At 68.2% G+C, this 25,059-nt stretch carries 19 protein-coding genes and 1 pseudogene; 7 read left to right on the top strand and 13 right to left on the bottom strand.

Translation table 11 applies throughout. The features are described 5' to 3' along the window. From ABZ911_RS37470 to ABZ911_RS37455, 4 genes and pseudogenes are all read left to right on the top strand, one after another. On the top strand, positions 1-222 hold a 222-nt coding region (locus tag ABZ911_RS37470), incomplete at its 5' end, for a cytochrome P450 (protein ID WP_358067418.1). A 430-nt stretch (positions 223-652) separates the two neighbouring features. Continuing rightward, a pseudogene (locus tag ABZ911_RS37465) lies at positions 653-811 on the top strand (transposase family protein); the annotation flags it as partial. An 86-nt stretch (positions 812-897) separates the two neighbouring features. Continuing rightward, positions 898-1,401, top strand: coding sequence for a hypothetical protein (locus ABZ911_RS37460; protein ID WP_358067415.1), 504 nt, complete (start codon positions 898-900; stop codon positions 1,399-1,401). Positions 1,402-1,600: 199 nt separating this feature from the next. Then, the gene (locus tag ABZ911_RS37455; RefSeq protein ID WP_358067412.1) at positions 1,601-1,741 is read left to right on the top strand and encodes a hypothetical protein; all 141 of its coding nucleotides are present in this window, start codon (positions 1,601-1,603) and stop codon (positions 1,739-1,741) included. 305 nt (positions 1,742-2,046) lie between these two features. On the opposite strand, the gene ABZ911_RS37450 is transcribed toward ABZ911_RS37455, so the two are convergent. After that, on the bottom strand, positions 2,047-3,486 hold the full coding sequence (locus tag ABZ911_RS37450; protein WP_358067409.1) for an ankyrin repeat domain-containing protein: 1,440 nt from the start codon (positions 3,484-3,486) through the stop codon (positions 2,047-2,049). Between the two features lie 231 nt (positions 3,487-3,717). Further along, the gene (locus ABZ911_RS37445) at positions 3,718-4,401 is read right to left on the bottom strand and encodes a helix-turn-helix domain-containing protein (protein WP_358067406.1); all 684 of its coding nucleotides are present in this window, start codon (positions 4,399-4,401) and stop codon (positions 3,718-3,720) included. Between the two features lie 87 nt (positions 4,402-4,488). On the opposite strand from ABZ911_RS37445, the gene ABZ911_RS37440 reads away from it, so the two are divergent. The 3 genes from ABZ911_RS37440 to ABZ911_RS37430 are packed head-to-tail and all read left to right on the top strand — an operon-like array spanning position 4,489 to position 7,687. Next, complete coding sequence (locus ABZ911_RS37440; protein ID WP_358067403.1) at positions 4,489-5,472, top strand: zinc-binding dehydrogenase; 984 nt, start codon at positions 4,489-4,491, stop codon at positions 5,470-5,472. Then, positions 5,459-7,036, top strand: a complete 1,578-nt coding sequence (locus ABZ911_RS37435) for an MFS transporter (protein ID WP_358067400.1) — start codon at positions 5,459-5,461, stop codon at positions 7,034-7,036. Before ABZ911_RS37440 ends, ABZ911_RS37435 begins: the two co-directional genes overlap by 14 nt. A gap of 15 nt (positions 7,037-7,051) precedes the next feature. Next, positions 7,052-7,687 carry a DsbA family oxidoreductase gene (locus ABZ911_RS37430; RefSeq protein ID WP_358067397.1) on the top strand — a complete coding sequence of 212 codons (636 nt, stop codon included), beginning with the start codon at positions 7,052-7,054 and terminating at the stop codon, positions 7,685-7,687. A 210-nt stretch (positions 7,688-7,897) separates the two neighbouring features. Here ABZ911_RS37430 and ABZ911_RS37425 read toward each other — a convergent pair whose 3' ends face one another. From ABZ911_RS37425 to ABZ911_RS37375, 11 genes are all read right to left on the bottom strand, one after another. Then, on the bottom strand, positions 7,898-9,376 hold the full coding sequence (locus ABZ911_RS37425; protein ID WP_358067395.1) for a hypothetical protein: 1,479 nt from the start codon (positions 9,374-9,376) through the stop codon (positions 7,898-7,900). Positions 9,377-9,583: 207 nt separating this feature from the next. Then, a complete protein-coding gene (locus ABZ911_RS37420) occupies positions 9,584-10,507 on the bottom strand; it encodes a carbohydrate ABC transporter permease (protein ID WP_358067392.1) in 924 nt (307 codons plus the stop codon). Continuing rightward, positions 10,504-11,523: an ABC transporter permease subunit gene (locus ABZ911_RS37415; protein ID WP_358067389.1), complete on the bottom strand. Its 1,020-nt coding sequence runs from the start codon at positions 11,521-11,523 to the stop codon at positions 10,504-10,506. Before ABZ911_RS37415 ends, ABZ911_RS37420 begins: the two co-directional genes overlap by 4 nt. 324 nt (positions 11,524-11,847) lie before the next feature. After that, positions 11,848-13,002, bottom strand: coding sequence for a substrate-binding domain-containing protein (locus ABZ911_RS37410; protein ID WP_358067386.1), 1,155 nt, complete (start codon positions 13,000-13,002; stop codon positions 11,848-11,850). A 105-nt stretch (positions 13,003-13,107) separates the two neighbouring features. Then, on the bottom strand, positions 13,108-14,772 hold the full coding sequence (locus tag ABZ911_RS37405; protein WP_358067383.1) for a hypothetical protein: 1,665 nt from the start codon (positions 14,770-14,772) through the stop codon (positions 13,108-13,110). A 17-nt stretch (positions 14,773-14,789) separates the two neighbouring features. Further along, positions 14,790-17,900 carry a glycoside hydrolase family 99-like domain-containing protein gene (locus ABZ911_RS37400; protein ID WP_358067380.1) on the bottom strand — a complete coding sequence of 1,037 codons (3,111 nt, stop codon included), beginning with the start codon at positions 17,898-17,900 and terminating at the stop codon, positions 14,790-14,792. An 83-nt stretch (positions 17,901-17,983) separates the two neighbouring features. Further along, positions 17,984-19,333: a BNR repeat-containing protein gene (locus tag ABZ911_RS37395; RefSeq protein WP_358067377.1), complete on the bottom strand. Its 1,350-nt coding sequence runs from the start codon at positions 19,331-19,333 to the stop codon at positions 17,984-17,986. Positions 19,334-19,335: 2 nt separating this feature from the next. Further along, positions 19,336-20,292 (bottom strand): mannonate dehydratase, encoded by a 957-nt coding sequence (locus ABZ911_RS37390; RefSeq protein ID WP_358067374.1) that lies wholly within the window; start codon positions 20,290-20,292, stop codon positions 19,336-19,338. Beyond that, on the bottom strand, positions 20,292-20,993 hold the full coding sequence (locus ABZ911_RS37385; RefSeq protein WP_358067371.1) for an RraA family protein: 702 nt from the start codon (positions 20,991-20,993) through the stop codon (positions 20,292-20,294). Before ABZ911_RS37385 ends, ABZ911_RS37390 begins: the two co-directional genes overlap by 1 nt. 31 nt (positions 20,994-21,024) lie before the next feature. Next, on the bottom strand, positions 21,025-21,747 hold the full coding sequence (locus ABZ911_RS37380) for an SDR family oxidoreductase (RefSeq protein WP_358067368.1): 723 nt from the start codon (positions 21,745-21,747) through the stop codon (positions 21,025-21,027). Next, a complete protein-coding gene (locus ABZ911_RS37375; protein ID WP_358067365.1) occupies positions 21,744-24,515 on the bottom strand; it encodes a hypothetical protein in 2,772 nt (923 codons plus the stop codon). The genes ABZ911_RS37380 and ABZ911_RS37375 overlap by 4 nt, the downstream gene beginning before the upstream one ends. Positions 24,516-25,059 lie beyond the last annotated feature (544 nt).

Here is a 25,059-nt window from a genome sequence, read left to right as displayed (position 1 = left end):
GACCTGCGCAGGCAGGACGGCGGGCACCTGGCCTTCGGCCACGGCATCCACCAGTGCCTGGGCCAGCAACTGGCCCGCGTCGAAATGCGCGTCGCGCTCCCCGCACTGATCAACCGCTTCCCCACGCTACGGCTGGCCGTACCTGCCGATGAGGTCGCCCTGCGCCCGGAGACCGCGGACATCTACGGGGTCAAGAGCCTCCCGGTCACCTGGGACGCCTGACCGCCAGCCGGTGACGGGCGAGGGCGCGTACGGCCCACCGCTGTGGTCGCTCGCCTGCGACGATCGCGTCCGCGGCCCGTTTCTTCCCGCAGCCGCCCGGACCCACCGGGGCGTGCCCAGTTCCCCTGGTGGACATGATCCGCAAGATCACTGCAGCCCTCGACGCCGCTTGACGGCAAGCCGACCCGCAGTTACCGCTTGTCAGGCAGAGCGCGAACCAGGCCACACCGAGCGGACGAGCAGGGAACCGGCCAGAGCAGGCCGAGCTCACCCCCGACCCCCGTGCGTCGCTCATCAAGCCATGAGCGCCACGTCGGAGCGGGGAACCACGCTCTACCAGGTAGTCGACGACTGACAGCGAACCGAACCGTCTTGGCCCTGTTCGCCTGAGTGACCCAGATACCCAGGGCACCAACGAGACCGCATTCCAGATCCGGCCCGGCAAGCGCTGCTGGCCCACCTGCGCAATGGCGATGCCTACGCGCGACTGGCCACTGGCTTCGCCATCGGCACCACCACCGCCTGTCGCTATGTCCGTGAAAGCGTTGACCTTCTGGCTGTCCTGGCCGACGACGTGCATGCCGCCGTGGCCTGCTTTTCGACGCGATCATGAAGTGTCAGCGAAGATCTCTATGATCGCGACTCATGACGCACCCGAATGCTGCCATGGCAACCATGACCATCACCCTCGGTGTCGACTACGGCCAGGCCTATCTCTTCGATGACTCCGGCGAAGCCGTGATTCCCGATCACCTGGCCGATGACGACCCGGCGTGCCCTCTTGGGATCATTCACGTGGCAGACGGCGTCGCCCTGCTGACCATCGGCACGCACTACGGCAAGGTCCCCTTCGACGTTCAGGTGGCGCAGTCCGAGCCTGCCCCGGACCTCGGCGCGTACGAAGACATCGTGGAGATCAGCTTCGCGTCGGAGGCGGGGAGCGTTTCCCTGCACGAGTGGGGAGACGAGAACATCCATGTACTACCGCCACTTCCGGCCGGACCGGGTTGGTACCGCCTGCGACACCACGCTCACGGCTTGGACGAGGGTCACGCAGACCATTACGAGGAGCATGCGCCGGATCGATACCTTCTGCAGATCTGGCCGGCGCACGAGAGCGGCCCGCGTGTCGTGAAGAGCACGAGCTGCCGACACCGGTCATGGACACAAGCCGACTGAGGAGGGCTCCCACTCAGGTTTCGGATTTTGGCGGACCACCGTCTACCCGGCAGCCCTGCGCCATCTTGACCGGGCATCTCATACACACCGTGACCAGGGCCAGCAGGTTGAAATGCACTCAGTATTACGGCCTGCTGGGGCTGGGCGCGCTGCTCGTGCACTGTTTCGTTCGAGATCAGATCCGGGCAGGATGGGCGACATGCAGGACTGGATGCTTGATTTCGCCGAGTACGTTCGGGAGCTGTTACCCGAGGAGTTCGCTGAGCCGTTCGTTGCCCTGGTTCGTCCTGCCATCCGGCTGCTGAGTCGCCGAGGCGGGTTCCCGGCTCAGTGGTTTTGATGTTTGCCAGGTCACCAGGGCATGTCGGCATCAGAATCGCTCGGTCAGGACAGTTCGCGTCTCGACGAGTGGCGGAGGCCCCACAGCGCCGATCGCCCCCAGCCACTGCCCTGCACAACCACCGCCAGGCGATCGTGAGGCTGCGGCCGTCCCGCATCCCTGCCTGTAGTGATTCGTAACTCATCGCGCGGTGCTTGATCCGCGGTTTTGACCTGGCCACTGCCAATGGCGGGACGCAGCCCGACATGGCGCTCGTCCGGGTGGCCCCGCGCTCACCGTTGCTTGCTCGTGAGTAAGTCGGCGCGCTACTGGCTCAAGAACTCCGCCACCTCGGCCTGGCCGGCGAACTGTGCCCACTCCAGCGGCGTGGCATCGTAATCGAACTCCCGTAGTGACCGGTCAGCTCCCAGCTCCAACAGCGCTCGCACCATCGGCAGGTCGCCTGCCCGCGCCGCCTTGTGCAACGCCGTCGACGGGAGGCGTGCGTTCACGTCGAAGCCCAGCGCGCAGGCCAGCCGTACGGCCGGCACGCGTCCGTACTCGGCGGCCTTGATGAGCAGGTCCCGACGTTTTGTCAGCAGGCGCCGGGCCAGTGCGCGGTCGCCGCCAATCAGGCGTTCGAGCTCCCCGCGATCCCCTCGCATGATCGCCGCTTCCACGGACTCCAGCCCGCGTAGCGTGCTGGAGGTGCCAGCGTCGGCAAGGAGCCGCGCGACCTGCGTATGCCCGCCGAGCAGAGCCAGCTCCAGCGCCGTGTGCTCGCCGAAGAACGGATGCCCGTCGCCCTTGGCATCTGCGGGCGCGCCGTGTGCCAGCAGGCACCGCATCCGGCGTGCCTGGCCACGCAACGCAGCTGTCAGCACCGTGTTCGCCAGCATGCGGGCCGGCGGGTCCTGCACGCGTCCCAGCCTGGCTTTCCATGGCCCGCCGTCCCCGCGGCCGAGGCCGAACTCCAGTAGCAACTCCAGGTAGCCGGTGTCGTCACCCCCGACTCCGCGGTTGTACAGGGCCTGGCCGTCGTTGGCGTCCGCCCCGGCCTCCAGGAGCACTCGGGCCAGCTCCAGCTCCCGCGGGTGCGGCGGTTGCCTCAGTTCTCCCCCGCCCAGTGCCCCGGTCAATGCGGTGAGCGGCGGCCCCAGCCCTTCAGGCAGGTAGCCGGCGTTCGGATCGGCTCCCGCCGCCAGCAGCACCCGCGCCGCCCCCACCGCGTCGGCCTGCGCCACTCGTGAATAGGCCAGATACAGCAGAGGCTCCCAGCCGAGGGGGCCGCCGTATGCCCGGGCCGATGCGGGGTCGACCGCGACAGTGCGGGCTATCCCCGCGGCGTCGCCGACCGCCGCCATCGTCCACACCGACGCGTCGGCTATCTCGGGATGGGTGACCAGCAGCCGCGCCGCGGCCTCGGTGCTCGCGGGTCCGCAATAGGTCAGGCAGGCCAGCCGTAGGAACTCGGTTGCGGGGTCGGCCGACGGGCCTACCTCTTGTGGTCGGCGCGCGAACGTGCTCACCATCTTCAGGTGGGCCCGCAGCTGCGGCCAGCTCGTGAAGCCGTACTTGCGAGCCACGACCAGTTGCGCGTCGGCCAACCGCAGGTCCGACGGCGATTCCGGCAGCGGTACCGGACGCAGCCACCCTCCGGCCGTCGCGAGCGCGCGGATCTCGCCCGCACGCACGCCGCGCAGCAGTTGCTTGGCCTCGTTCTTCAGGTGGTCAAGGCTGGGGTTTTCGGGCAGACGGTTCGCCACGAAAGCCTCCCTTTCGGATACTGCCCGACGTCCGCATCTTCGGGCCGAAAAGGAGGAATGGCACCATGACTAACATGTTGAGGCTCGGGTGGGCTGAGCCCTTTCCGCGGACCGGTTGCGTCCCGAGACGCTAATCGGGAGCGTACCCCATCATCCTGTTCCGGGATGTGAGGCTGGGTGTTCTCATAAATGTGATTGCGGGCCCCTTTTGCGTCGGCTTGCTTCCTTGGTCTACGACCGCCCTGGCGACCTCGTCGAGTTTGTGGGGGCGGGCTCCCAGCGTTCGGCGAGGAGGGCGGGAGTGGGCGCGGTCCCGGGCAGTTGGGGGTGGCCGGAGCGCAGGCCGTCGAGAGCGATGGCGACCGTACGCTTTCGGGCGTTGTGGGCTGCGTCGGTCAGGTCGGTGCGACCCTGCCGGTCGAGTTGTTCGATCAGGGGGGACTTGCCGAGTTGTTCGATCAGTAGCGAGATGTCCATGGCCGTGGCGTCCGGTCTGAGCACTCCGGCGGCGTGGGCGTGGGCCACCAGGTCTCGCATCAGCTCATCGGACCTGGTGAACTTGGCCGCCATCTCGTCGGTGATGGCGATCGTGCCGGCCAGCGGCCCGAGGGAGCCGCCGCTGAACTCGATGCAGGCGCTGATGTAGTGAGTGAGTCCTTCCCAGGGGTCGTCGTGCTGCAGGCCGCGTTCGGCGGCCTCGATCCACTGGTCGAGTGACAGCGCGCACAGGTGCTGGAAGAGCTCGTCCTTGGAGCGGTAGCGGCGGTAGAGGCTGGCGATGCCGACTCCGGCGCGTGCGGCGATCGTCGCCACCGATGCATGCGCTCCGTCCACGGCCAGGACCTTCTTGGCGGCCTCCAGGAGGGCCTGGTCGTTGCGTTCGGCTTCTGCGTGCCGGGGAGCTCTGCGGGCCATGCGCTCACTGTAGCCGCTTTGCGAAGCGATTCACTCCGTTATAGGTTGCCTTCAAACGAAGCGAATTTATCCGTTTGAAGGAGTGTCATGCGGGCCGTGGTGATGGAAGAGTTCGGAGGGCCGGAGGTCCTGCGGATACGGCAGGTCGAAGATCCCGTGCCGGGGCCGGGGCAGGTGCTCGTCGCGGTGGCGTACGCGAGTATCACGTTCGTCGAGACGCAGGTGCGCTCGGGCGACGGGCCGTTCGGCAGGCCCGCGCTACCCCGCATACCCGGCAATGGCGTGGGCGGTCGCATCGTCGCCGTCGGAGCAGACGCGGACCCGGCCTTGATGGGAACAGTCGTGGTCACCACCACCGGTGGCGAGGGCGGCTATGCCGAGCTGGCGCTGGCTCGGGCACAGGACGTGGTTCCGGTTCCCGCGGGTCTGGAGCTCAAGGACGCGGTCGCGCTGCTGGCCGATGGGCGTACGGCGCTGCTGCTGTACCGGCAGGCGGAGATCAAGCCGTCGGAGCGGGTCCTCGTGGAGGCCGCAGGAGGGGGTGTCGGCAGCCTGCTGGTGCAACTCGCCGCCGCGGCGGATGCCCACGTGATCGGCGCCGCCCGAGGCGTCGGCAAGGCCGAACTGGTCACCTCGCTGGGCGCGGCCACCTATGTCGACTACTCCCGGCCTGACTGGCTGGATCAGTTGGCGGAGGCGACCGGCGGCGCCGGACTCGATCTCGTCTTCGACGGGGTCGGCGGCCGGATCGGCACCGAGGCGATCGGGGCGCTACGCGAAGGCGGACGCGTGAGCGTCTACGGAATGGCCAGCGGCGCTGACGCCGAACTCGACGAAGGCGAACTCCGGGCACGCTCCATCGGCGTCATCGGCCTCACCGCCGCACCGAACCCCGCCCAGACCCGCGCTCTCATCGTCGATGCGCTGAACCTCGCGGCCGACGGGAAGCTGCGGCCGGTCATCGGCCAGACCTTCCCGCTCGAGGCGGCAGCCGCCGCGCACCGAGCGATCGAGTCCCGGACCACCACCGGCAAGACCCTGCTCATCCCCGCCGGCCATGTCCGCGGCTGAGATCAGAGCCCACAAGCCCCCTGCCAGAGCCGGAGTCCGGGAGTGGACCGCCTTGGCGATCCTGGGTGTTCCCGCCGTACTGGTCATGATGAACATGTCCGTGCTCTATCTGGCACTACCAAGTCTGAGCGCCGGTCTGGAGCCCGACGGCCCCCAACTGCTGTGGATCACCGACATCTACGGCTTCATGGTCGCCGGATCACTGGTCACGATGGGTACGCTCGGCGACCGTTTCGGGCACCGCCGGATCCTGCTGGTCGGCGCCGTCGCGTTCACCGGCGCATCCGTTATCGCCGCATACGCTCCCAGCGCCGGCATGCTCATCGCAGCACGGGCGGTCCAGGGAGTCGCCGCCGCCGCGCTGGCGCCGTCCTCGCTGGCGCTGATCCGCGCCCTGTTCGTCGACGTCCGGCAGCGCACCCTGGCCATCACGATCTGGATGATGGCTTTCATGAGTGGCGGTGCGCTCGGCCCGCTGGTCGGCGGTGTGCTGCTGCAGTACTTCTGGTGGGGGGCGGTGTTCCTGCTCGCCATTCCGACCATGGCCCTGCTGCTGGTCACCGGCCCCTTCCTGATCCCTCAATCCCGCGCTTCGGCTTCCGGTCGGCTGGACGCGGTCAGTGTGGTCCTGTCGCTGCTGACTCCTGTGACGATCGTGTTCGGCATCAAGGATCTCGCCGTCCACGGCTTTGCCCTGCCGTCCGTCGGTGTCCTGGTCGCGGGCCTGGTGATCGGCGCGGTCTTCGTACGCCGCCAGCGATGGCTGTCCAACCCGCTCTTGGACCTGGGATTGTTCCGTATCCCCGCCTTCGCCGTACCCGTCACAGGCATGGTGCTGGTCGGGATCGTGCTGTTCGGGACCAGTCTGCTCACCTCGCAATACCTGCAACTGGTACTCGGCCTCTCTCCGCTGGAGGCCGGCCTGTGGCAGCTGCCCACCGCGGTCACCGGTACCGTCGTGGCCCTGGTGGTCTCCAGCCTCACCGGCCGAATCCGCCCAGTCGTCCTCATGAGTGCCGGAGCCGCGTTCGCCGTCATCGGTCCCATCCTGCTCACACAGGTGGACAGAAACCCCGTCATCCTGGTGTCCGGCTCCGTTCTTCTCTTCGCCGGGCTGACCCCGTTCATGGCGCTGGGAACCAACCTGGTCGTCGGCGCGGCACCGCCCGAACGCGCTGGGGCCGCCTCAGCGATCTCCGAGACCGGCGCCGAACTCGGCGGCGCGCTCGGCATCGCCGTGCTCGGCAGCATCGCCACCGGTGTCTACGGCAGCTACATGATCAGCCATACACCAGACGGCGTCCCTGCCAAGGTCGCCGAGGCCGCCCGCGAGACGTTGCCCGCCGCACTCCAGGCAGCCCAGCGACTCCCCGAAAGCCTCGGCACCCCGTTGGCCCAGACCGCCCGGGACGCGTTCGCCCACAGCCTTCACGTGCACGCGCTCATCACGATCCCCCTGCTCATCGCGCTCGCTCTGCTGACCCTGACCCTGCGGCGCGCAACCCCGCCACAACCACCGAGCCGGCCCGAACAGGCCACGACGCCCACCCCGGCGTTTGACTGAAAGGACCGACCGATCATGCAAGTCGAGGTCTACTTCGACGTCCTGTGCCCCTGGTGCTACATCGGCAAGAGACGACTGGCCGCCGCCCTGAAGGGCCGAAACGATGTGCACGTCGTCTGGCGCAGTTTCGAACTCGATCCGGACGGAAGCCCCATCCCCGGCCAGACGGCGGCGCAGGTGATCGCCACCTACCAGAACGACCCAGCCCGAGCGAGCGCCCGGGTGGCCCACATCCAAGCGCTTGGCGCAGCCGAGGGAGTGGAACTCAACCTGCACCAGGCCCGGCCCGTCAACTCCTTCGATGCTCACCGCCTGATCCACCTGGCCGCCACCCGCGGCCTGGCCGACGCCGTTCTGGAACGTCTCCTTCACGGCTACCACGCCAAAGGCCGCAACATCGCCGACCCGGACGTTCTCCAAGCGCTCAGCGTCGAGGCCGGACTTGATCTCGCCCAGGTAGGTGAACTCTTGACCGGCGACGCGTTCACCGCTGAAGTCCGAGCCGACGAACGCCGCGCCACCCAGAGGGGAATCCGGGGCGTACCTGCACTCGTCATTGACGGAGCCCCTCCAGTCTCGGCCGTTCAGGAACCTGCCGCTCTGGCAAGCCTCCTCGAACGCGCGCGCAGCCTGCCGTCTTCGCCACTTTGACCGGGCCACCTCCAGACCATCGAGATCCGCGTCTGGTTCATCGAGGCCCGCGACGACGCCCTCGATCGTTGTCTTGGGTTCTTGGCCTCTTCTCGCAGGTCAGAGCGAGATGATCTTTTCAGGCAAGTACGGCACGTTGACCGACCTTCAAGGAAGGCCAGCCCATTCCGGAGGCACGAACTGACTCTTCCTCACGACTGGAATCCCGGCTCAGGAACCACTCGTCCTGTGGTTCGCGTCCGCGGCCTTCTGCAGTTCCGCGGCGATGGCCTTGCCGCCGTTGTTCAGATACGTCTGGACGCCGGCCTCCCAGGCCGAGACCGGCTTACGGCCCAGCACGATGTCCAGCTCCAGGTTCTTGATCGCGGTGTCGAGGGCGACGCCACGCCGCGACTGGGTATTGGAGTAGAGACCGGTCGCCGCATTGCCGACCGCATTCGCGGTGACCGCGAACTCGAACTTCTGATTGGCCAGCAGCACTTCCTTGAGCGGGGCGAAGTTCACCCGCGGCGGCGCACTCAGATAGGCGAGTCCCAACGAACGCTCCGGGCTCTTCTCCGCGATCGGCGTCGGGGTGCCGTCGGCCATCGTGTAGTGCACGCCTTCCACGCCGTAGTTGCGGAACAGGTACTCCTCGGTGCCGAAAGGGGTGGCCAGCCAGTCGGCCATCTTCAAGATCGTTTTCACCCGGTCCTTGTTGGCCTTGGCGATCCCGACGATGCTGTGGTTCGGATCGCCGAGCCAGGCGCGGCCGACATCGCCATCAGCGAAGCCGGGCACCGTCGTGCCGCGGGCGTCGTACGCACCGGAACCCTCGGTCTTGAGCGTCGGCCAGGCGCTGAGGGTGAACCAGCCGAAGGCCGACGAACCGGCCAGCAGCCAGGTCTTCTGACGCTCGTTCGGTGAGGTGGCGGCATCGGGATTGATGTAGCCGGCCTCGACGATCTTGCGTGTCGCCTCCAGGGCCTCCTGCTGCGCGGCATGGGACAGCGCGCTGGTCAGCGTGCCGCCCTCGGCGCTCCACCGGTTCGGGATGCCGAGCATCTGCCGGACGTAGTCGAGCGGAATCGAGGCCAGCGCCCACCGGTTACGGCTCGGGTCCGTGAGCGCCTTCAGCTGGGCCTCGAAGTCGGCGAAATCCTTCGGATCGGCGGTGATACCGGCGGCCGCCAGCAGGTCCTTGCGGCCGTACATCACCCAGGTGTTCTGGATGCCGCGAGTGATCGGCAGGGCATAGATGCGGCCGTTGAAAACCGTGCCCCGCCAGGATTCCGTCGGGATGTTCGCCAGCGACGGATAGTCCTTGATCGCATCGCCTGCCAGGTACTCGGACAGGTCGAGCGCGGTCGCGGCGAACAGCTCGGTCTGCGACGGGGTGTCCGGCAGCACGGTGAAGAAGTCGGGCATCGCTCCACCGGCCGAGACGGTGGCGAACTTGGCCGGATAGTCCGCGCCAGGGGCGAAGCTCGGCTGGTACGGCGAACCGATCCGCTCGTTGACCTGCTGCCAGAACTGATTCGCCCCCAGTGCGGGCGGCGCGACGTCGGCGATGGTCAGCGCGGTGAACGGCTTGCCGTCGCCCGGGATCGCCGAGATCGCGCGGGCCGGGGAGGCCGGGTAGCGGAAGAAGACGTCGGAGGCGCGTCCCGCAGCGCCGGGGCTGTCCGGGGCGACCCCGTTGAACGGCACGTACGTCGGCAGGGTGCCCGCGCCGGGGGGCGTCGGACCGGTCGGGCCGCCGCCAGGACTGCAGGCGGCGAGGGTCGACGTACCGGCGACGGCGAGGACCGCGGCGGAAGCGGTGCCGCCGAGGAATGAGCGGCGGGAGAGGGCAGCGTCCACGAAGGGCTCCTGGTGTTCGGTGAGGGGTGAGGAGCGAGGGGTGAGCGGAGGGGGTCAGCCTTTGACAGCCCCGGTGAGCACACCCTTGGCGAAGTGCTTTTGCAGGAAGGGATAGACGCAGACGATCGGGATGATCGAAATGACCAGGATGGCCATCTGCAGCGCCGGTTGCGGCGGCAGTACCTCGGGGTTGCCGAGCTCGGCCGGACTGAGCTGGCTGCCGCCGACGACGTAGGAGCGGACCACCATCTGTAGCGGCCACAGGCTCGAGTCGTCGAGGTAGAGCAGCGAGGTGAAGAACGAGTTCCAGTAGCCGACGCCGTAGAACAGACCGACCACGGCGAAGATCGCCTTCGACAACGGCAGCACGATCTTGATCATGATCTGCCACTCTGAGGCGCCGTCGATCTTGGCGCTGTTGAACAGCTCCTGGGGCAGGCTCTTGAAGAACGAATGCATGACGATCACGTTGAAGGCATTCACCATGGTCGGGATGATCAAGGCCCACAGGCTGTTCAGCAGGCCGAGCTGCTTGACCGCGAGATAGGTCGGCAGCATGCCGGGTGTGAACAGCAGGCTGAACAGCACCAGCATCATCACCAGCCGGCGGCCGACCAGGGTCGGCCGGGACAGTGCGTACGCCAGCGGCGCGGTGGTGATCAAGGACAAGGCGGTGCCGACCGTGGTGACGAAGACGGAGATGCCGAGCGCCCGGCTGACCACACCGCCGGTGAACACCGCGGTGTAGGCGTCGAAGGTGGACTGCTCCGGCCACAGCACCAGGCCGCCGGCCCGGGTGATCTGGTCGTTGTCGGCGAGCGAGGTGGAGACGATGGCGACGAACGGCATCACGACCAGGGCGCAGGCGATCAACAGGGTCAGGCCCTTGATCACCCGCATCACCGGATGGGCCGGCGACTGCCCGTTGCGGAGCTGGGTCCGGCGGGCGGGAGCGGGCCGGCGAGTGAGCGCGGTCATTTCTGGTAAACCCCCGACTCGCCGAAGAGATGGGCGACCTTGTTGGCGCCGAGCACCAAGACGACGCTGATCACACCCTTGACCAGCCCGACCGCGGCGGCGACGCCCCAATTGCCGCCGACGATGCCGTTGTTGTAGACGTAGGTGTCGATCACCTCCGACGCGTCGATGCCGACCGCGTCCTGCTGCAGAATGATCTGTTCGAAGCCGACGGTCAGCGAGTCGCCGAGCTTCAAGATCAACAGCAGGATGATGATGCCGCGCATGCTGGGCAGGGTGACGTGCCAGAGCTGGCGCCAGCGGGAGGCGCCATCGACGTTGGATGCTTCGTACAGGTCGGTGTTGATCTGGGACAGCACGGCCAGGAACAAGATCGTCGCCCAGCCGGTGTCTTTCCACATCACCTGCGAGGTGAGCAAGGCGATGAAGTCGTCTGGATTGCCGATGATCTGGAGCGCATCGCCGCCGTGCTGGCGGATCCAGTTGTTGAGCAGGCCGCTGCCGCCCAGCAGTTGCTGGAACACCGACACCACGATCACCCAGGAGAGGAAGTGCGGCAGATACATGATCGATTGCACGGTCCGCTTGATCCGCTCCGAAACCAGGCCGTTCAGCACCAGCGCGAGCACGATCGGTGCCGGGAACACGAAGACGGTCTGCACCAAGGTGATCACCAGCGTGTTCCGGACCGCGGCGATGAAGGCCGGATCGCCATTGAACAAGATCGCGAAGTTGCTGAAGCCCACCCACTCCGACCCGCCGATCCCGAGGAAGGGCAGGTAGTCCTGGAAGGCGATCACATTGCCGAGCAACGGGTAGTAGTGGAACAAAATGATGATCAACAACGCCGGGGCCGCGAACAGCGAGAGGATCCAGTTCTCCCGGAGCCGGGCTCCGAGGGATCGCTTCGCCGAGCGCCGCCGGACTGGGGCGGACTGAGCGGAGCTGGGCGGCGGAGCGGCGAGCGGATCGGTCGTCGTCGCGGTGACGGCGTGCTGATCACGGCGGACGTCCATGTCGACTCCCTCTCGAAAGGTGAGCAGCCGTTAACCGCACCAAAATGTTTGCTATTGAACATGGTACGTTCAGGAATGTGCATTTTGTCAAGGGTGCGTGTGCCTGATGAGAAATGCCTAGCTCACCTAGAGCGATGATCACCGTGTGATCCATGGGGCTGACGATGAGCCAGCGTAAGGCAGTGGCCAAGACGGCGGCCAAGCGGCATCGGGCGGCGTCCAAGAGCGGCAAAGCCAGGTTGTGTGCTGGAGCGCTGCAGCGAGGGACAGGTCCGCGCCCGGCCGCCGGGACGGCATAGGGAGACAGGAAAGCCGGTGCCAGTCTCAGTGGGTGGGCGCGTCGCCGACCGAGTCGCGCAGCACCAGCACCGGCTCGACCTGGACGTGGGTGGCGGCGGCCTCGTCGCCGCGCTCGATCCGTTCGAGCAGCAGCTTGGCCGCCAGGCTGCCGACGTAGCGGCGCGACGGCGCCACCGAGGTCAGCGGCGGATCGAACATGCCGGCGTAGTCGTCGTCGTAGCCGATGATCGAGAAGTCCCGGGGGATCGAGATCCCCCGCGACTTGCAGGCCACGAGCAAGGCGTACGCGTTGTTGTCGTTGTGGCAGAGCAGGCCGGTGACGTCGGCGGCCAGCAGGTCGTCCAGGAAGGCCGAGACGACGGCAGGGGCAGGCCAGCCGGGCAGGTCGGCGATGGAATGGATCGGCGCCGACAGCCGCCGGTCCTTGATCGCCGCCTGCCAGCCCTCCCGGATCCAGCTCGCGGTCTGCGACGGCGGGTGGACCAGCAGCGCGATCCGCTGGTGACCGTGCGCGCGCAGCTCATCGATCGCCGCGCCGACGCCGAGCCCGTGGGCGGAGCGGACCGACGAGACGTTCGGCGAGGCCGTCTTCAGCGGAAGTTCGCGCTCCATCAGCACCACTGGGACGGGCAGCGCCTGCAGCCACTCCAGGTACTCTCTGGCGCCCTGGCCGATGTGCGCATTGGGGGTCAGCAGGATGCCGTCGACCTGGGCGGCGAGCTCTTCGACGATCCGGCGTTCCTCGGCGGCCTCGTCGACCGGGGCCTCCTCGCCCGAGCCCGGCTTGCTGAGCAACATCAGCGTGGCCCGTGCGCCGGCGCTCTCGATCTCCTGCCGGGCGCCGGCCAGCACCCGGCCGAAGTAGTAGACCAGGCTGGAGCCACCGGCCGTCGGGCCCGTCTCCGTGGCGGCGTCGAAGGACATGTCCGGCACCACGATCCCGACCCGCCGGCTGGCCGGTCCGGGGACCGGGGCCGGGCCGGCCGAGCCGCCGGTCACCGTGGACGGGACGGCGCCGCCGCGGATCCGGCGCAGCAGCCCTCGCTCGACCAGATCGTCCAGATCTCGTCGGATCGTCATGCCGGTGACCCCGAGCTCGGCCGCCAGCTCGGTGACCCGGGCGAATCCTCGCTCGCGGGCCCGGGCGACGATGAGCTCGTGGCGATTGGCTACCGACATCGATCTGACTCTCCCTGGCTGGCACGGTCTCGTGTGCACATGGCGTGCGATTAATAGCATATTGAACATTCCCGCCGAGTCCGAGACCGAACGCCCAGCGCCGCGTCACGGCAGCTGCATCCAGCCGTCTGCGATGGCCACCCCGACCTGCCGGGTACCGCTCATGCTGAACCGCCCGGCGACCGTGTCGGAGAGGTAGAGCGGCTGGCCGTTGAGCACGGTGGCCGTCGCGATCCCGAGCAGCTGATTGGGGCGGAGGATGCCGGCGGCGAGGACCCGGCCGGACCGTCCGGGCCCGAGTTGTTCGATCGCCACCCCTGCCAGTGCCGCCGCCGGATCGGTCGCCGTCATCAGCCGGACGCCGGTGCCGGTGGCGACCACCGCCGCCCACCGCGCGATGCCCGCGGTGCCGGTGTTCGCCTGTACGGACTCCCGCTCGGTGAACGTCGGATAGGTCTCGCCGGCGGTGACCGCGTACTCGGCCGCGACCAACTGGCCGGAGACCTGGATGTTGATCAAGTTCAGGATGTACGCGTTGGGTTGGCCGGTCAGGTCCTCGGTGAAGTCGATCACCCGGGTGGTGCCGCCGATCATGATGATCAACTGCCGCGGGGTGGTGGCGCAGTTGCCGAGCCGCCGCCCGAGGGTGTTGTCCACCGTGACATTGCCGGCCGAGCCGACCAGAATGCCTGAGATATCCCATTGTCCGTAGGTATAGGAGGCGATTCCGCCGCCGCCGTGCCGGAACGTCGGCGTACCCATCAGCAACGGTGCCGCGTCACCCGCGACGTCGATCGAGATGTCATGGGCGGTGTCGACCGCGGTCAGCTTGAGTGCGAGGCCGCGATGCGCGGCCCGGTAGCCGACCGGCGTGCAGTCGGTCAGGGTGATCGAGGTTTCGGACTTGTCGGCGACCTGCCGGTCGGCTTTGACGGAGATCCAGGGCCGGTCCTCGTCGTAGATGAATCGGCCGGTCAGCGTGCAACCCGTCAGGGTGACCGAGTCGGCCTGGCCAGAACCGAGCGATTGCACGGTCAGCATCGGCGCCGTGAACGGACCGGTCTGGATCAGCTCGCAGTTCACCAGCTCGTTGACGGTCGGGGCCGTGAAGTCCTTGTTGGTATGGATGTACCAGGGTTCGCGGGTGCCGACGAAGGTGCAGTCCTCGAACCGTTCATACACTCCTGAGGCCGAGCCGTAGCCCCACGGGCGCTCGCTCACCCAGACCGTCGACGGTGACATCCCCGACCCGGGGTTGGCGGTCCGCCAGGCCCGTGCTCCCTGGTTGCCGAGGTGCTCGATCCGGCAGTTCTTGATCAGGTGTACGGCGTCGGCGTTGCCGCCGGAACTCTCCGAGTGCACCGCGTACCGCATGTTGACGGCGGTGACGGTCAGGTTCTCCAGGCCGGCCGTCTCTTTCAACCACAGTGTGGAATTCCCGGAGATCTGGGCATCGGTGGCCGAGTCGGGCAGGGCGCCGGCGAGGATGCAATCGGTCCTGGAGGTGCCGCGGATCGTGGTGTACGGGGCCACCGTCCACTCCCGCTCGGTGTAGACGCCGGGCTGGACCATGATCAGGTACGGGTTGGTCGCGGAGGAGGACGTGATCGAGGCGTTGGCCAGCCGCGGAGAGAGGAAGTCGGCGGTGCCGTCCGGGCTGACGGTGATCACCGTCGGTTCGACCGCGGCCCAGGCCGAGCGGGCCTTCCAGTCCAGCGCCCCGGTCGCCGCGAGGCCGAGCGCCCCGGCCAGTACGGTCCGGCGGCTCATGACCCAACCCGTCGGCCTCATGGCAGGTCCAGGACGAGGTCGGTGCCGTTCCAGCTGGTCGTGGCGCCGAGGCCGCCGGAGAAGAAGCTGAGCGGCAGCAGCACTTCGCCGTAGCCGCCGAGCTTCGGGGCCGCGTCCAGGGTGAAGGCGACGCCGTCTCGGGTGGCCGTGGTGCTGCCGATGATCGCCTCGATCAACGAGCTGCCCTGCCGGACCAGGCAGCGGCCATTCGCCGATCGGAACTCGGCCTTGAGGCCGTGCCGCCGGAAGACGAAGTCCGCAGGCACGAAGGCGACGGCGCCGACGGTATGGACAGGTAGGTCCGGATAGAGCGCACCGTTCAGGCGGGCCCGCGGACCGGGCAGCGGCACGTACATCACCCGGACCGATTCGATCGCGAAGTCGCCGGTCAGCGTCAGCGGGTCGATCCGGAACTGGCGGATGGTTCCGCGCCACTTCGGCATCCGCCAGACCGCGATGTCGTACTCGTCGGTGGTGCCCGGCACCGGGTTCGCGCAGAAGTCCATGCCCTTGTCGGTGGCGTACGTCGCCTCGGTCGGGGTGACGAAGAAGAACTCCTGCTGGCTCGGCACGCTGGTGCTGAGCTTGACCCGGATGTAGGGATGGTCGGCGGCCTCGAAGTCGAGGCCGCTTGGCGTCTGCACCACCGGGTCGGTGGTGGTGGCGGTGCCGCGCAGGGCGCCGGCTTCGACCCGCATCCCGGTGATGGTGCCGTGCAGATCGGACCAGCCTTCAAGATCACCGTCGGTGTCGAACGTCCACTCGTGATCAAAGACGCTCGACTTCGCCGGTACCGTCGCATTGATCGGTGGAAACCGCCGATCGGCCGGATACAGCCTGGTCACCCGGCTGATCTGGGCTGGCGTCGGCGTCGTGTGCGCCACCCCGGCCGACGTGCCGAAGGCGGTGCGGATCGCTTCCAGATAGGCGAACCCGGCAAGCTCGGCGGGGAACAGGAAGTGCCCCTCGCCGTACTCGTTCCAGTTGTCCAAGATCACCATCCGGCGAGACAAGGCGCCGACCGGTGCGGCCGGCATGAACGTGTCCCGGGCCCACACGGCAAGATCGCCGAAGGTGGCCGGGCCGGCATAGTCGCCGGGCACGCCGTTCCAGGCCAGGTCGTCGCGGCCGATCGAGACGGTCGGCAGCACGTCCACGGTGCTGACTGCGCGGCGCTCCAGCATGGCCGCGGTCTGCGGCCCGAAGTAGCCCTTGCGGCTGTAGGCGTACTCGGCGTCGAAACCGAGCGCGGCGGTCGCGGTCGTTCCGGTACCCAGCACGATCAATCCGGCGAAGCCGGCCGCGACCGCCCGCGACCGCAGGTAGTCGATTTCGGCCTTGACGCCGGCGGTCGAGCCGAAGCTGGTGATCAGGGCGGCGATCTTGTAGATGGAGATCACCGGCTTGTTGTCTATCTTGAGATAGCGCGGGTCCTTGAAGTAGTACTCCAGCCAGAACGGCACGATGTACTTGCGGAAGTCGGCGCTGTCGGTCGGCTCGCCGGCGTTCTCCCACATGATCATGAAGTCGACGGCGCTGCTGTAGCGGGACTCGAGGAAGCCCTCATGCAGGTGCATGCCGAGCCGCGGCATCTTGATCGCCGTGCCCTTGCCGGCTTGCGGGCGATACCAGCAGTAGATCTGGAAGGAGATCCCGTTCTCGGCCAGCCACTTGGTCTCCCAGTCGGCGACCTCGGGCGAACCCTCGTCGTAGAAGCCCAGGTAAGGCTTGCGCTCCGGGTGAGGATTGATCACGTCCCAGCCGCGGTGGTAGCCCTCCCGCCAGAGTGAGCAGGACTGGACGCCGACCAGATAGCTGCCGGTGCCGACCGGTGCCGGTGCCGGTACGTAGTCGCTCGGAAAGGGGATGGTGTCGGTGATCTTGACGTCGTCGAAGTACGCGGTCGCGCCGGCCGCCACCGTCAAGGTGAGCTTCGCCGGCGCCGACGGGGCAGCCGCCGCGAGGGTGACCTGGGTCGCCTTCTGCTTGCTGTTGTGAAAGATGTCGGCGGTCGTGCCGTCCAGCACGACCGCCACGTGATGCCAGATCTCGGCCGCGAAGTTGAGCGAGGAGAAGGCCACGTCGGCGCCGGTGGCATCGCGGTAGTGCAGCTTCGCGTTGGCCACCGAGAGCCGCAGGTGACGGCCGTTGCCGAGCCAGAGTTCGATCACCAGCCCGTTGGAGTTGACCGGCAGGAAGAAGGACAGGTCGAACCGGCTCGCGGCCGTCGAGGCGACCAGTGTGGTCGTCGCGGTGGCCGGTCCGGTCGTCGCGATCAGCCGCAGGGTGTGGTTGTCGGCATGCCGCGACGCGTTGAGTTTGATCACCGACAGCGAACCGGTGCCGCCCAGCGCCCAGCCGCCAAGCGTGTTGCCGGGGTTCACCGAGACGAAGTCCTCCAGCAGCCGGTAGCCGACGGCGATCCGGAGCGGGCCGAGATAGAGATCGGAGGTGGCGGCGGTGTCGACGGCGATCGTGTCCAAACCGGTGACGGCCTGGGTGAAGGCGGCGCCGGCGAGCAGCCGCCGGCCGTTGACGTCGATGGCCACCGTGTCCGTCGCCAGATCGGCGATCACCCGGACGCCGTACGCGGTACCGTCGGCGACCGAGGTCAGGGCGACCGCACCGGTCGGGGCCAGGTAGCGGAGTTGCCCCCCGCTGATCGTCAGCCCGATGCCGACGGTTGCTTGATCATCGAGCAGCGAGAAGGTCGCGCCCTCGACGCCCGCGATCGGCTGGAACCGGAACTCCCAGGTGAGCGAGCCGGTGGTCACCCGGCGAAATCGCTTGCTCATCCCGACGGTGGGGGCGCCGGCGGCATCGGTCAGCCGGAACCAGTTGCCGAACGAGTAGCTGATACCGCCGCCGAGGCCGCGCAGCTCCCAGCCCGAGGCGGTCAGCTGGCGCGGATCGAAGTCGACCAGGAAGGCGAAGGTCTCATCGAGCAGTAAGGCGGGCGTGGTCGGTGCGGCTGGTTGCGGCGCCGCGTACGCCGGCGCTCCGGACAGCAGCTCGGTACTGGCCACCAGCCCGGCGCCGGCGGACAGGGCTGCCACGAGCTGAAGGAAGCTGCGGCGGCCGAATGAGGTGGGCAGATCAGATTCCATCGACCATTCTCCCTTGTTGAACGTGATTGTTCCTTTTTGAACATCAAGCGCCGTAGCGAACGTGCGTCAAGGTGTGCGGGCGGTCAACGGGAGAAGTGATAGAGCTCCAGCGGCTGCGGTTCTGGCCAGGCGACGCGCGGCTGGTCGCGATGAGGCGCGAGGGTCTCCCAGCGCAGCACGTAGCGGTCGTCGCCGGCCGCGCCGCGGTCGGTGGCGGTCCGGACCGTGATGTCGGGGTAGTCGAGCCGGGCCGGTCCGGCGATGCCGGCCGGGTAGGCCGGCGGCACCGGCACCTCGGCGTGCGGGGCCAGGGTCTCGGCGTCGAGGATCAAGGCGCCGCCGGCGCCCCGGCATTCGCCGCTGGTGTCCCGGTACTCATAGTCGAGCCGCAGCCGACCGTCGGGCAGCAGGACCGTATGGCCGAGCCGGATGCCCCCGGCCAGGGACCCGCCGCCGCCGAACTGCCAACGGCCCTGCCAATCGGTCACCCGTCGGATCCGCCAGCCGCTCGCTTCGCCGCGGGCCACGTACAGCTGGCTGCCGCCGGCCTCGTCATAGCGGTGATAGGCGACGGTGGGCAGCCCGGTGGCGTCGAAGCCGATCTTGTGCAACCCGTTCAGCAGGCCGCCGCGGATCGGGACGTCCTCGATCACCACCCCGGGCAGGTCGTAGGTGACCGGCAGCACGACCTGTCGCCCGTCCAGGGTCTGCCAGTCGAGCAGGTTCGGGCTGCGCATGTAGCTGAGCCGGCTGTTGGTCGAGGCATCCGGGGTGTCCCGCCAGACCCAGGAGACGTGGTACCAGCCGTCGGGCCCGAGCTTCGGCTCCTCGGCATAGGCGTTGCGCTGCCCTTCGCCGTCGAACAGGGGAGCGCTGAGCAGCGGCCGCCAAGTCCGCGCTTCGTGGTCGTAGCGGCAGAAGTAGTTGACCCCGTCGCCGCTGGAGCCGTCGCGGAAGGTGAACACCAACGCGCCGTCATGGCCGGTCAGGAAGGCGGGGTAGGTCACCCGGCGCTCCATGTCCGGATCGATCAGGTACGGCAACCGCTCGAGCGTCGAGGCGTCGCCGGCCACGGCTTGCCGGAAGTACACCAGCGGATCGACGTGCATGTTGCCGGAGACATGCAACCGGCCGCTACCGTCGACCGCCATCACCACGTAGTTGTGGCTGTCCCAGCCGAGCCGGCTGTCCAGCCGGAACCGCTGCCACTTGGGCGATCCCAGCCGGCGGTGGGCGATCGTCAGCCAGCGGTCGGCGTCGTAGTAGGCCACATATTGGTCATCACCGTGCGTGAGCAGCGCCTGACCGACCGCATGGCCGGACCAGGTCCGATCGATCGTATGCACCGCGACCACCTGCCCGGCCTCGGCCGCCAAGGTGTAGTCGGCGTTCGGGTGTGGTCGGCAGACCAGCGGTTCCGTGGCCGTGGTCATGATCAACTTCCTTTCGCGTGCACCGCGGACTCCCACAGTCCGCGCATGTAGCCGACGGCATTCAGCCGGCCGAGCACCTCGTAGCCGGGGAAGGTGTTGTCCTCCCCGTCCAGGGTCGGTACATGATCAGAACGCATCGGCCCGGCGAAGCCGATCTCGGCATAGGCTGCCATCGCGGCCGCCATGTCGGTCTGACCCTCGTCGTGGAAGGTCTCGGTGAACCGGGTCGGGGTGCCGATCACATCGCGGAAGTGGACGAACCGGATCCGGTCGGCGAACCGGCGGATCGTGCTCGGGATGTCCGCACCCATGGTGGCGAAGGTTCCCTGGCAGAACGCGAGCCCCTGGGCTGGGCTGTCACTCAGCGCCATCGCCCGTTCGAGGGCGTCGGGCGTGATCATGATCCGGGCGACGCCGCGATAGGACGGGATCGGCGGATCGTCGGGGTGCAAGGCGAGCTGCACCCCGTACTCTTCGGCCACCGGGACCACCGCCGCGACGAAGTAGGCGTAGTTGGCCCACAGCTGGTCGGCGCTGATGGTCTCGGCGTGCTCGCCGAGATCATCGATGTCGAACGCGGTCACCAGGGCGCCGCCCCGGCCGGGTTCGGCCCATCGGGTCCGGCCCCAGCCGTGCTTGGCCATGAAGTTGTGGCAGAGCACCGGAATCCCCAGCTCGGCCATGACCTTGATCAACCGGTGGATCCGGTCGATCTCCTCGTCCCGGCCGGGCAGGCCCTGCTTGATCCGTTCGAACGGCGGTAGCGGCTCGATCACCTCGACGGAGAAGCCGGCCGCCCGTACCTCGGCGACAGCGGCCCGGACCGCCTCCGGATGGTCGGGCATCGTGCCGTCGGCCAGCTCCGGCAGCCGGAGCACCGCATGATCGACTCCGCACTGCCGCAGCAGCCGCATCAGCCGGGGCTGGTCAAGCCGGACATACTCGGCGATCTTGATCATCAAAGGCGCCCGTACTTGCGGTAGACCTCGACCGGGTCCTGCCCGCTCTCGAAGTCCTGGCGGGCCTCGTTCTCGGTCGCCACCAGTTTCTCGGTCTTCTCCAGCACCTCGATCACCAGACTCTTGGGGATCACCACGGCGCCGTCGAGATCGCCCATCAGGAAGTCGCCGGGTTGGACCGGGACCACGCTGGAGAGGGCGCCGCGGAGCGCGATCGGCCGCTGCCATTCGTAGTAGCTCCACCGTTGGTAGGCCTCGACCGGCGTCAGGTAGCGGGCCATCACCGGGAAGTCGCGCCTCAGCAGGAAGGCGGTGTCGCGGCAGCCGCCGTCGACGATGGCGCCGATCACGCCGCTGGCCGCACCGACGGTCGCATTCATCTCCCCGTAGTGGGCGACCTGGGTGTCGAAGCTGCAATCGCGGACATCCAGCAGCGGTACGCCGGTCGCCCGCATGTCGTTGAACAGGTGGATCCGCCGGTCACGCATGTCCACGTTCCCGGCGGCATCCGAAATGCCCTTCACAGTGAAGGCCGGCCCGGCGATGATCATGTCCTGGCGGATCGGCTTGATGTCGGTGGCCAGGGCTTGATGGGGCAGGCCGAGTCCGTCGAGTACGTCGTAGATCGCACCGGAGTAGAGGGCTCGGTAGCGGTCGACCAGGGTCTGCACATCGACGCCGTAGCTGTAGGGGTCGTTCAAGAGCCTTCCGTTCCGTCGTGGGTATGTGAGGTCAGCCCCGGATCGATTGCCCGCCGTCGACGACGAGGGTCGAACCGGTGACGAAGCCGGCAACATCACTGCCGAGATAGAGTGCCGCCCCGACCACGTCGTCGACGCTGCCGAACCGGCCGAGGGGGATCAGTCCGAGCGCCTGATCGCGGTACGCCGGGTCGGCGAGCACGGCGCGGTTCAGCTCGGTGGCGATGGCACCGGGCGCGATCGCGTTGACCCGGATGCCCCGGGGCGCCAGCTCCACCGCGAGCGCCTTGGTCAGTGTTTCCAGCCCGCCCTTGCTGGCCTGGTAGACCGAATCGCACGCGAAGCCGCGGAGGGCACGGATCGAGGTGATGTTGATGATCGATCCGCCCGTCATCAGTGGGACCAGCTCGCGGGAGAGCAGCTGCGGAGCGCGCAGGTTCACGTTCATGATCAACTGCCACTGCTCGGCGGTCACCTCGGCGAGTCGGCGCTGATCGCTGACGGCGGCATTGTTGATCACGATGTCGGGCGAGACGCCGAGCCCGACCAGCCAGTCCCGGGCCTGGGCGGCGGCTTCGGCCTCGGCCAGGTCGATCCGCAGGGTGTGGGCGAAGCCGGCCTCGGGCACCGGGGCGCGATCGAGGGCGAGGACGGTGGCGCCGGCGGCCAAGCAGCCGCGGCCGAGCGCGAGACCGATGCCGCGGCCCGCTCCGGTCAGCAGCACGGTCTTGCCGGCGAGCAGACCGGGGATCACCGCGTACCGTCGGAGTTCCAGGCCGCGACCCGGAGTCGGTCGAGATCGGGCGGGTCGCTGTCGGCGGGTGGGGGGGCGAAGGAGGAGGTCCGATGGGCCGGGGTCAGTGTCACCGTCAGTCGGCGACTCTCACCGGGCTCCAGCCAGAAGTAGTCGTCCTCGGCGTCCATGATCCAGTCGGGATCCGGCCAGCACCAGCGGACGTACGGGGCCGGCAGCTGACCGGAGTTGATCACCGTGGCGGCACCGGCATAGGTCGGCCCGGCGGCATCGGCGGCGAGCGGTTGGGTGATCTTGAGGTCCAGGGTCGTCGCGGTACGGGCGATCAGCGGCCGCAGGCCGTGCCGGTGGTGCAAGGCGGTCGGCTGCGGGGCCCGCCGGTAACCGGCGCGGATCGAGGGATCGGCGAGCTGCTCGATCACCCGCAGGAACCGGACCGCCCGCGCCCGGCGTACCCCATCGCCGTCGATCAAGTCGGCGACGATGATCAGGTAGCCGGGCCGGTCGGGCACGGCGACATCGAGGGCCACGAAGTCGTGCCGGCCGATCGTGTCCTCGTCGGATCGCTGCAGGGTGAGGGAGTCGTCGTAGATCCGGACCCGGACCTGGCCGGCCGCCAGCACCGCCTCGTCGGCATCGCGGTTGACCGCGACCTGCACCGGCACCCGTTCGCCGGGGGCGAGCGCCTCGTGCGGGCAGCGGATCGCCAGGGCGATGGGGGCGTAGCTGCGACGGATCGCGGCATAGGCAGGCGTCGGCCGGCCGGAGTGATCGATGACCTGCATGCCGACCGACGGCCAGGGCCGGCTGAACACCCACGGCATCACCATCGTCGCGGCGACGTCGCCGGCCCGGAAGTCGGTGCCGACCGTCTCGTAGATCTCGGCCGCGCCCAGCTGGACGGCCTCGACGAAACGCTCGTTCTCGGCCGTATCCAGGTCGTCGAAGATCCGGGCCCGGTCGAGCATCCGCGGGATCCGGGTCGGGTTGAACTCGGCCCAGTGCTGCCGCAGCGTCGGGTGACTGTCCTCGAATCGGGCCGGGTCCGGGGCGTCCAAGATCGCCAATGGCTGGGCGAGTTCGGCCTCGGGCATGAACTCGCGAAGGCTGTCGTACGCCGGCAGGCTGTGCCCGCCCCATTCGGTGATCGCGGGTGCCTGCCGATAGAGCGGGAGATACCAGCTGGTGTCGAAATCGAGGTAGGGATGGACATCGCCGGCATCGGAGCAGGCGCGGACGAACGGCCGGCTGCCGTCGAGGTCGGTGACGGAACGCTCCATGATCCCGACCGCGGCCGCGTTCACGTCGAGGTAGGGATCGAACTCGTTGCCGCCACACCAGATGACCAGGCTCGGATGATTGCGCAGGCGGGCGATGCTCCAGACCACCTGCTGCTCCCAGACGTCGAGCGGGAGCCCGCCGCAGCGGTAGTCGGTGTTCAGCGGGAAGTCCTGCCAGACCAGCAATCCGAGCTCGTCGCAGAGCGAGAAGAATTCATCGGTCTCGATCAGGCCGCCGCCCCAGACGCGCAGCAGTTGGACACCGGATTCGCGGGCCAGTCGCAGAAAGTGCTCGTACTTGGTGCTGCTCAGCCGCAGCAGGTCGAGCGGCATCCAGTTCATCCCGCGCAGGAAGACGTCGTGACCGTTGATCTTGGGCTGCCAGCCGAGCCAGTGCTCTGCGGTGCGCGGCGCGTCGGAGCGGGTCAGCTCGAAGGTCCGGATGCCGACCGAGGTGATCAACTCGTCGCAGACCGCCTCGCCTTGTTCCAGGGCGATCGTGAGCCGGTAGAGGTGCGGGTCGCCGAGGCCGTTCGGCCACCAGAGCTCGGGCTCGGCCAGCTCGAGGGTGCTGCGCAACCATTGCCGGCCCCGAACGGGCTCGAACTCGACCGCGTCCTGGGCGACGATCGTACCGGCGGCGTCGTGCAGGGTGAGGCGCAGCCGGCTGGCCGGGGCAGCCCGCTGGGCGAAGCGCGGATCGTCCAGCGGCGGGGCCTGTCCGTACCGCGTGACGAAGGCGAGATCGGGTGTGACATCGGCCCGCAGCACCTCCACCTCGACGTCGATCCGAGCGGAACCGTCCGCAGCGAGCCGGGTGTCGACCTGCGGCCGTTCGAGCCGGTAGCCCCCGGTCGCAATGAGCCGGACCGGCCGCCAGATGCCAGCGGTCATCAGGTCGGGGTTGTTGATCCAGCGGCTGTACGTCTCGGCTTTGACCAGTCGGCCGGTTTCGCCGGCCGCCTTGCCTCGCCCGGTGCCGGCGGGGGAGATGGCGACGAGAACCTCGTGCCGCCCGGCGCTGCCGGTGAGCAGGCTGCTGACGTCGAGCGCCGGGCCGCCGAAGGCGCCGAAATGGTCAGCTGTGCGGACCCGATCGATCCAGATGGTCGCATCGTGATCGAGGCCGTCGAAGACCAGGTCGAGCCGGTCGATCTCGTCCGACCACGCCTCGGGGAGGTCGACTGCCGTCCGGAACCACCAGGTGCGTTCTTCCATCCAGCGATAGTCCGAGCTGTTGCGGCCGAGGTAGGGATGAGGGCCTTGCCCGGCTGCGAACCACTGCCACTGGATCATGGCGCCCGGTTTGACGTCGTGCCATTCGCCGGCGTCGAGGTCGGCCGGCTCGGCGCCGGGGTCGGCGTGGGTCACCTGCCAGCGGTCGAGGATGAGTTGCCGGCGAACGTCGCGCGGCCAGATGTAGAGCGACCGTCCGGCCGGCGCCTCGACCGGAGGCGGTGGGGGGGCTGCCGTGAATCCTGACCTCACGTCGTTCTCCGCTCTGGCATCAAGGCGTCGACAGGCCCGCGAGTCGCGCCTCGTCGAGCTGTGCGATTTGTATCGTTATGAACATGGACGTTAGCAATATGTTGGGAATTGAACAAGTGAGGGTTGGAGCGGGCTGTGAATGGTCACGACGGACCAGAGCTTCCGACTGAATGCCTTCCCGGGGTGCTCGCCGACCTGGACCGCCGGGCTCCGCCGTACCCCCGGTCTCGCCGACCCGGCGGGGAGACAGGGGGGTGGGGTCTGGTGGTCGGTGGGGCGCCGGTATTCGGCAACGACCGTCATCTCCGCCGGGTCATGCAGAGCCCATATCCGGGTTTTCAGGAGCCCGACGTGCCCCCTGCCGTGGCTCGGACCCGCCATACGCGGTAATTCCACCTGACGGCCGATCAGCCGGCGCCTACGCTCATAGTCTGAAGTCGTCCCATCTGAGGGGGCTCCGAACCATGGATGCGTTCGGCGAGATGGAACGGCGCCTGCTTAACGACGATGATGGGCAGGTTGCCACATTCACGCCTCGTGGCCG

The organism is Nonomuraea sp. NPDC046570, assembly GCF_040645915.1.
In the GTDB taxonomy this organism is placed as follows: Bacteria; Actinomycetota; Actinomycetes; order Streptosporangiales; family Streptosporangiaceae; genus Nonomuraea.
This window is presented reverse-complemented; position numbering and strand designations above follow the sequence as displayed.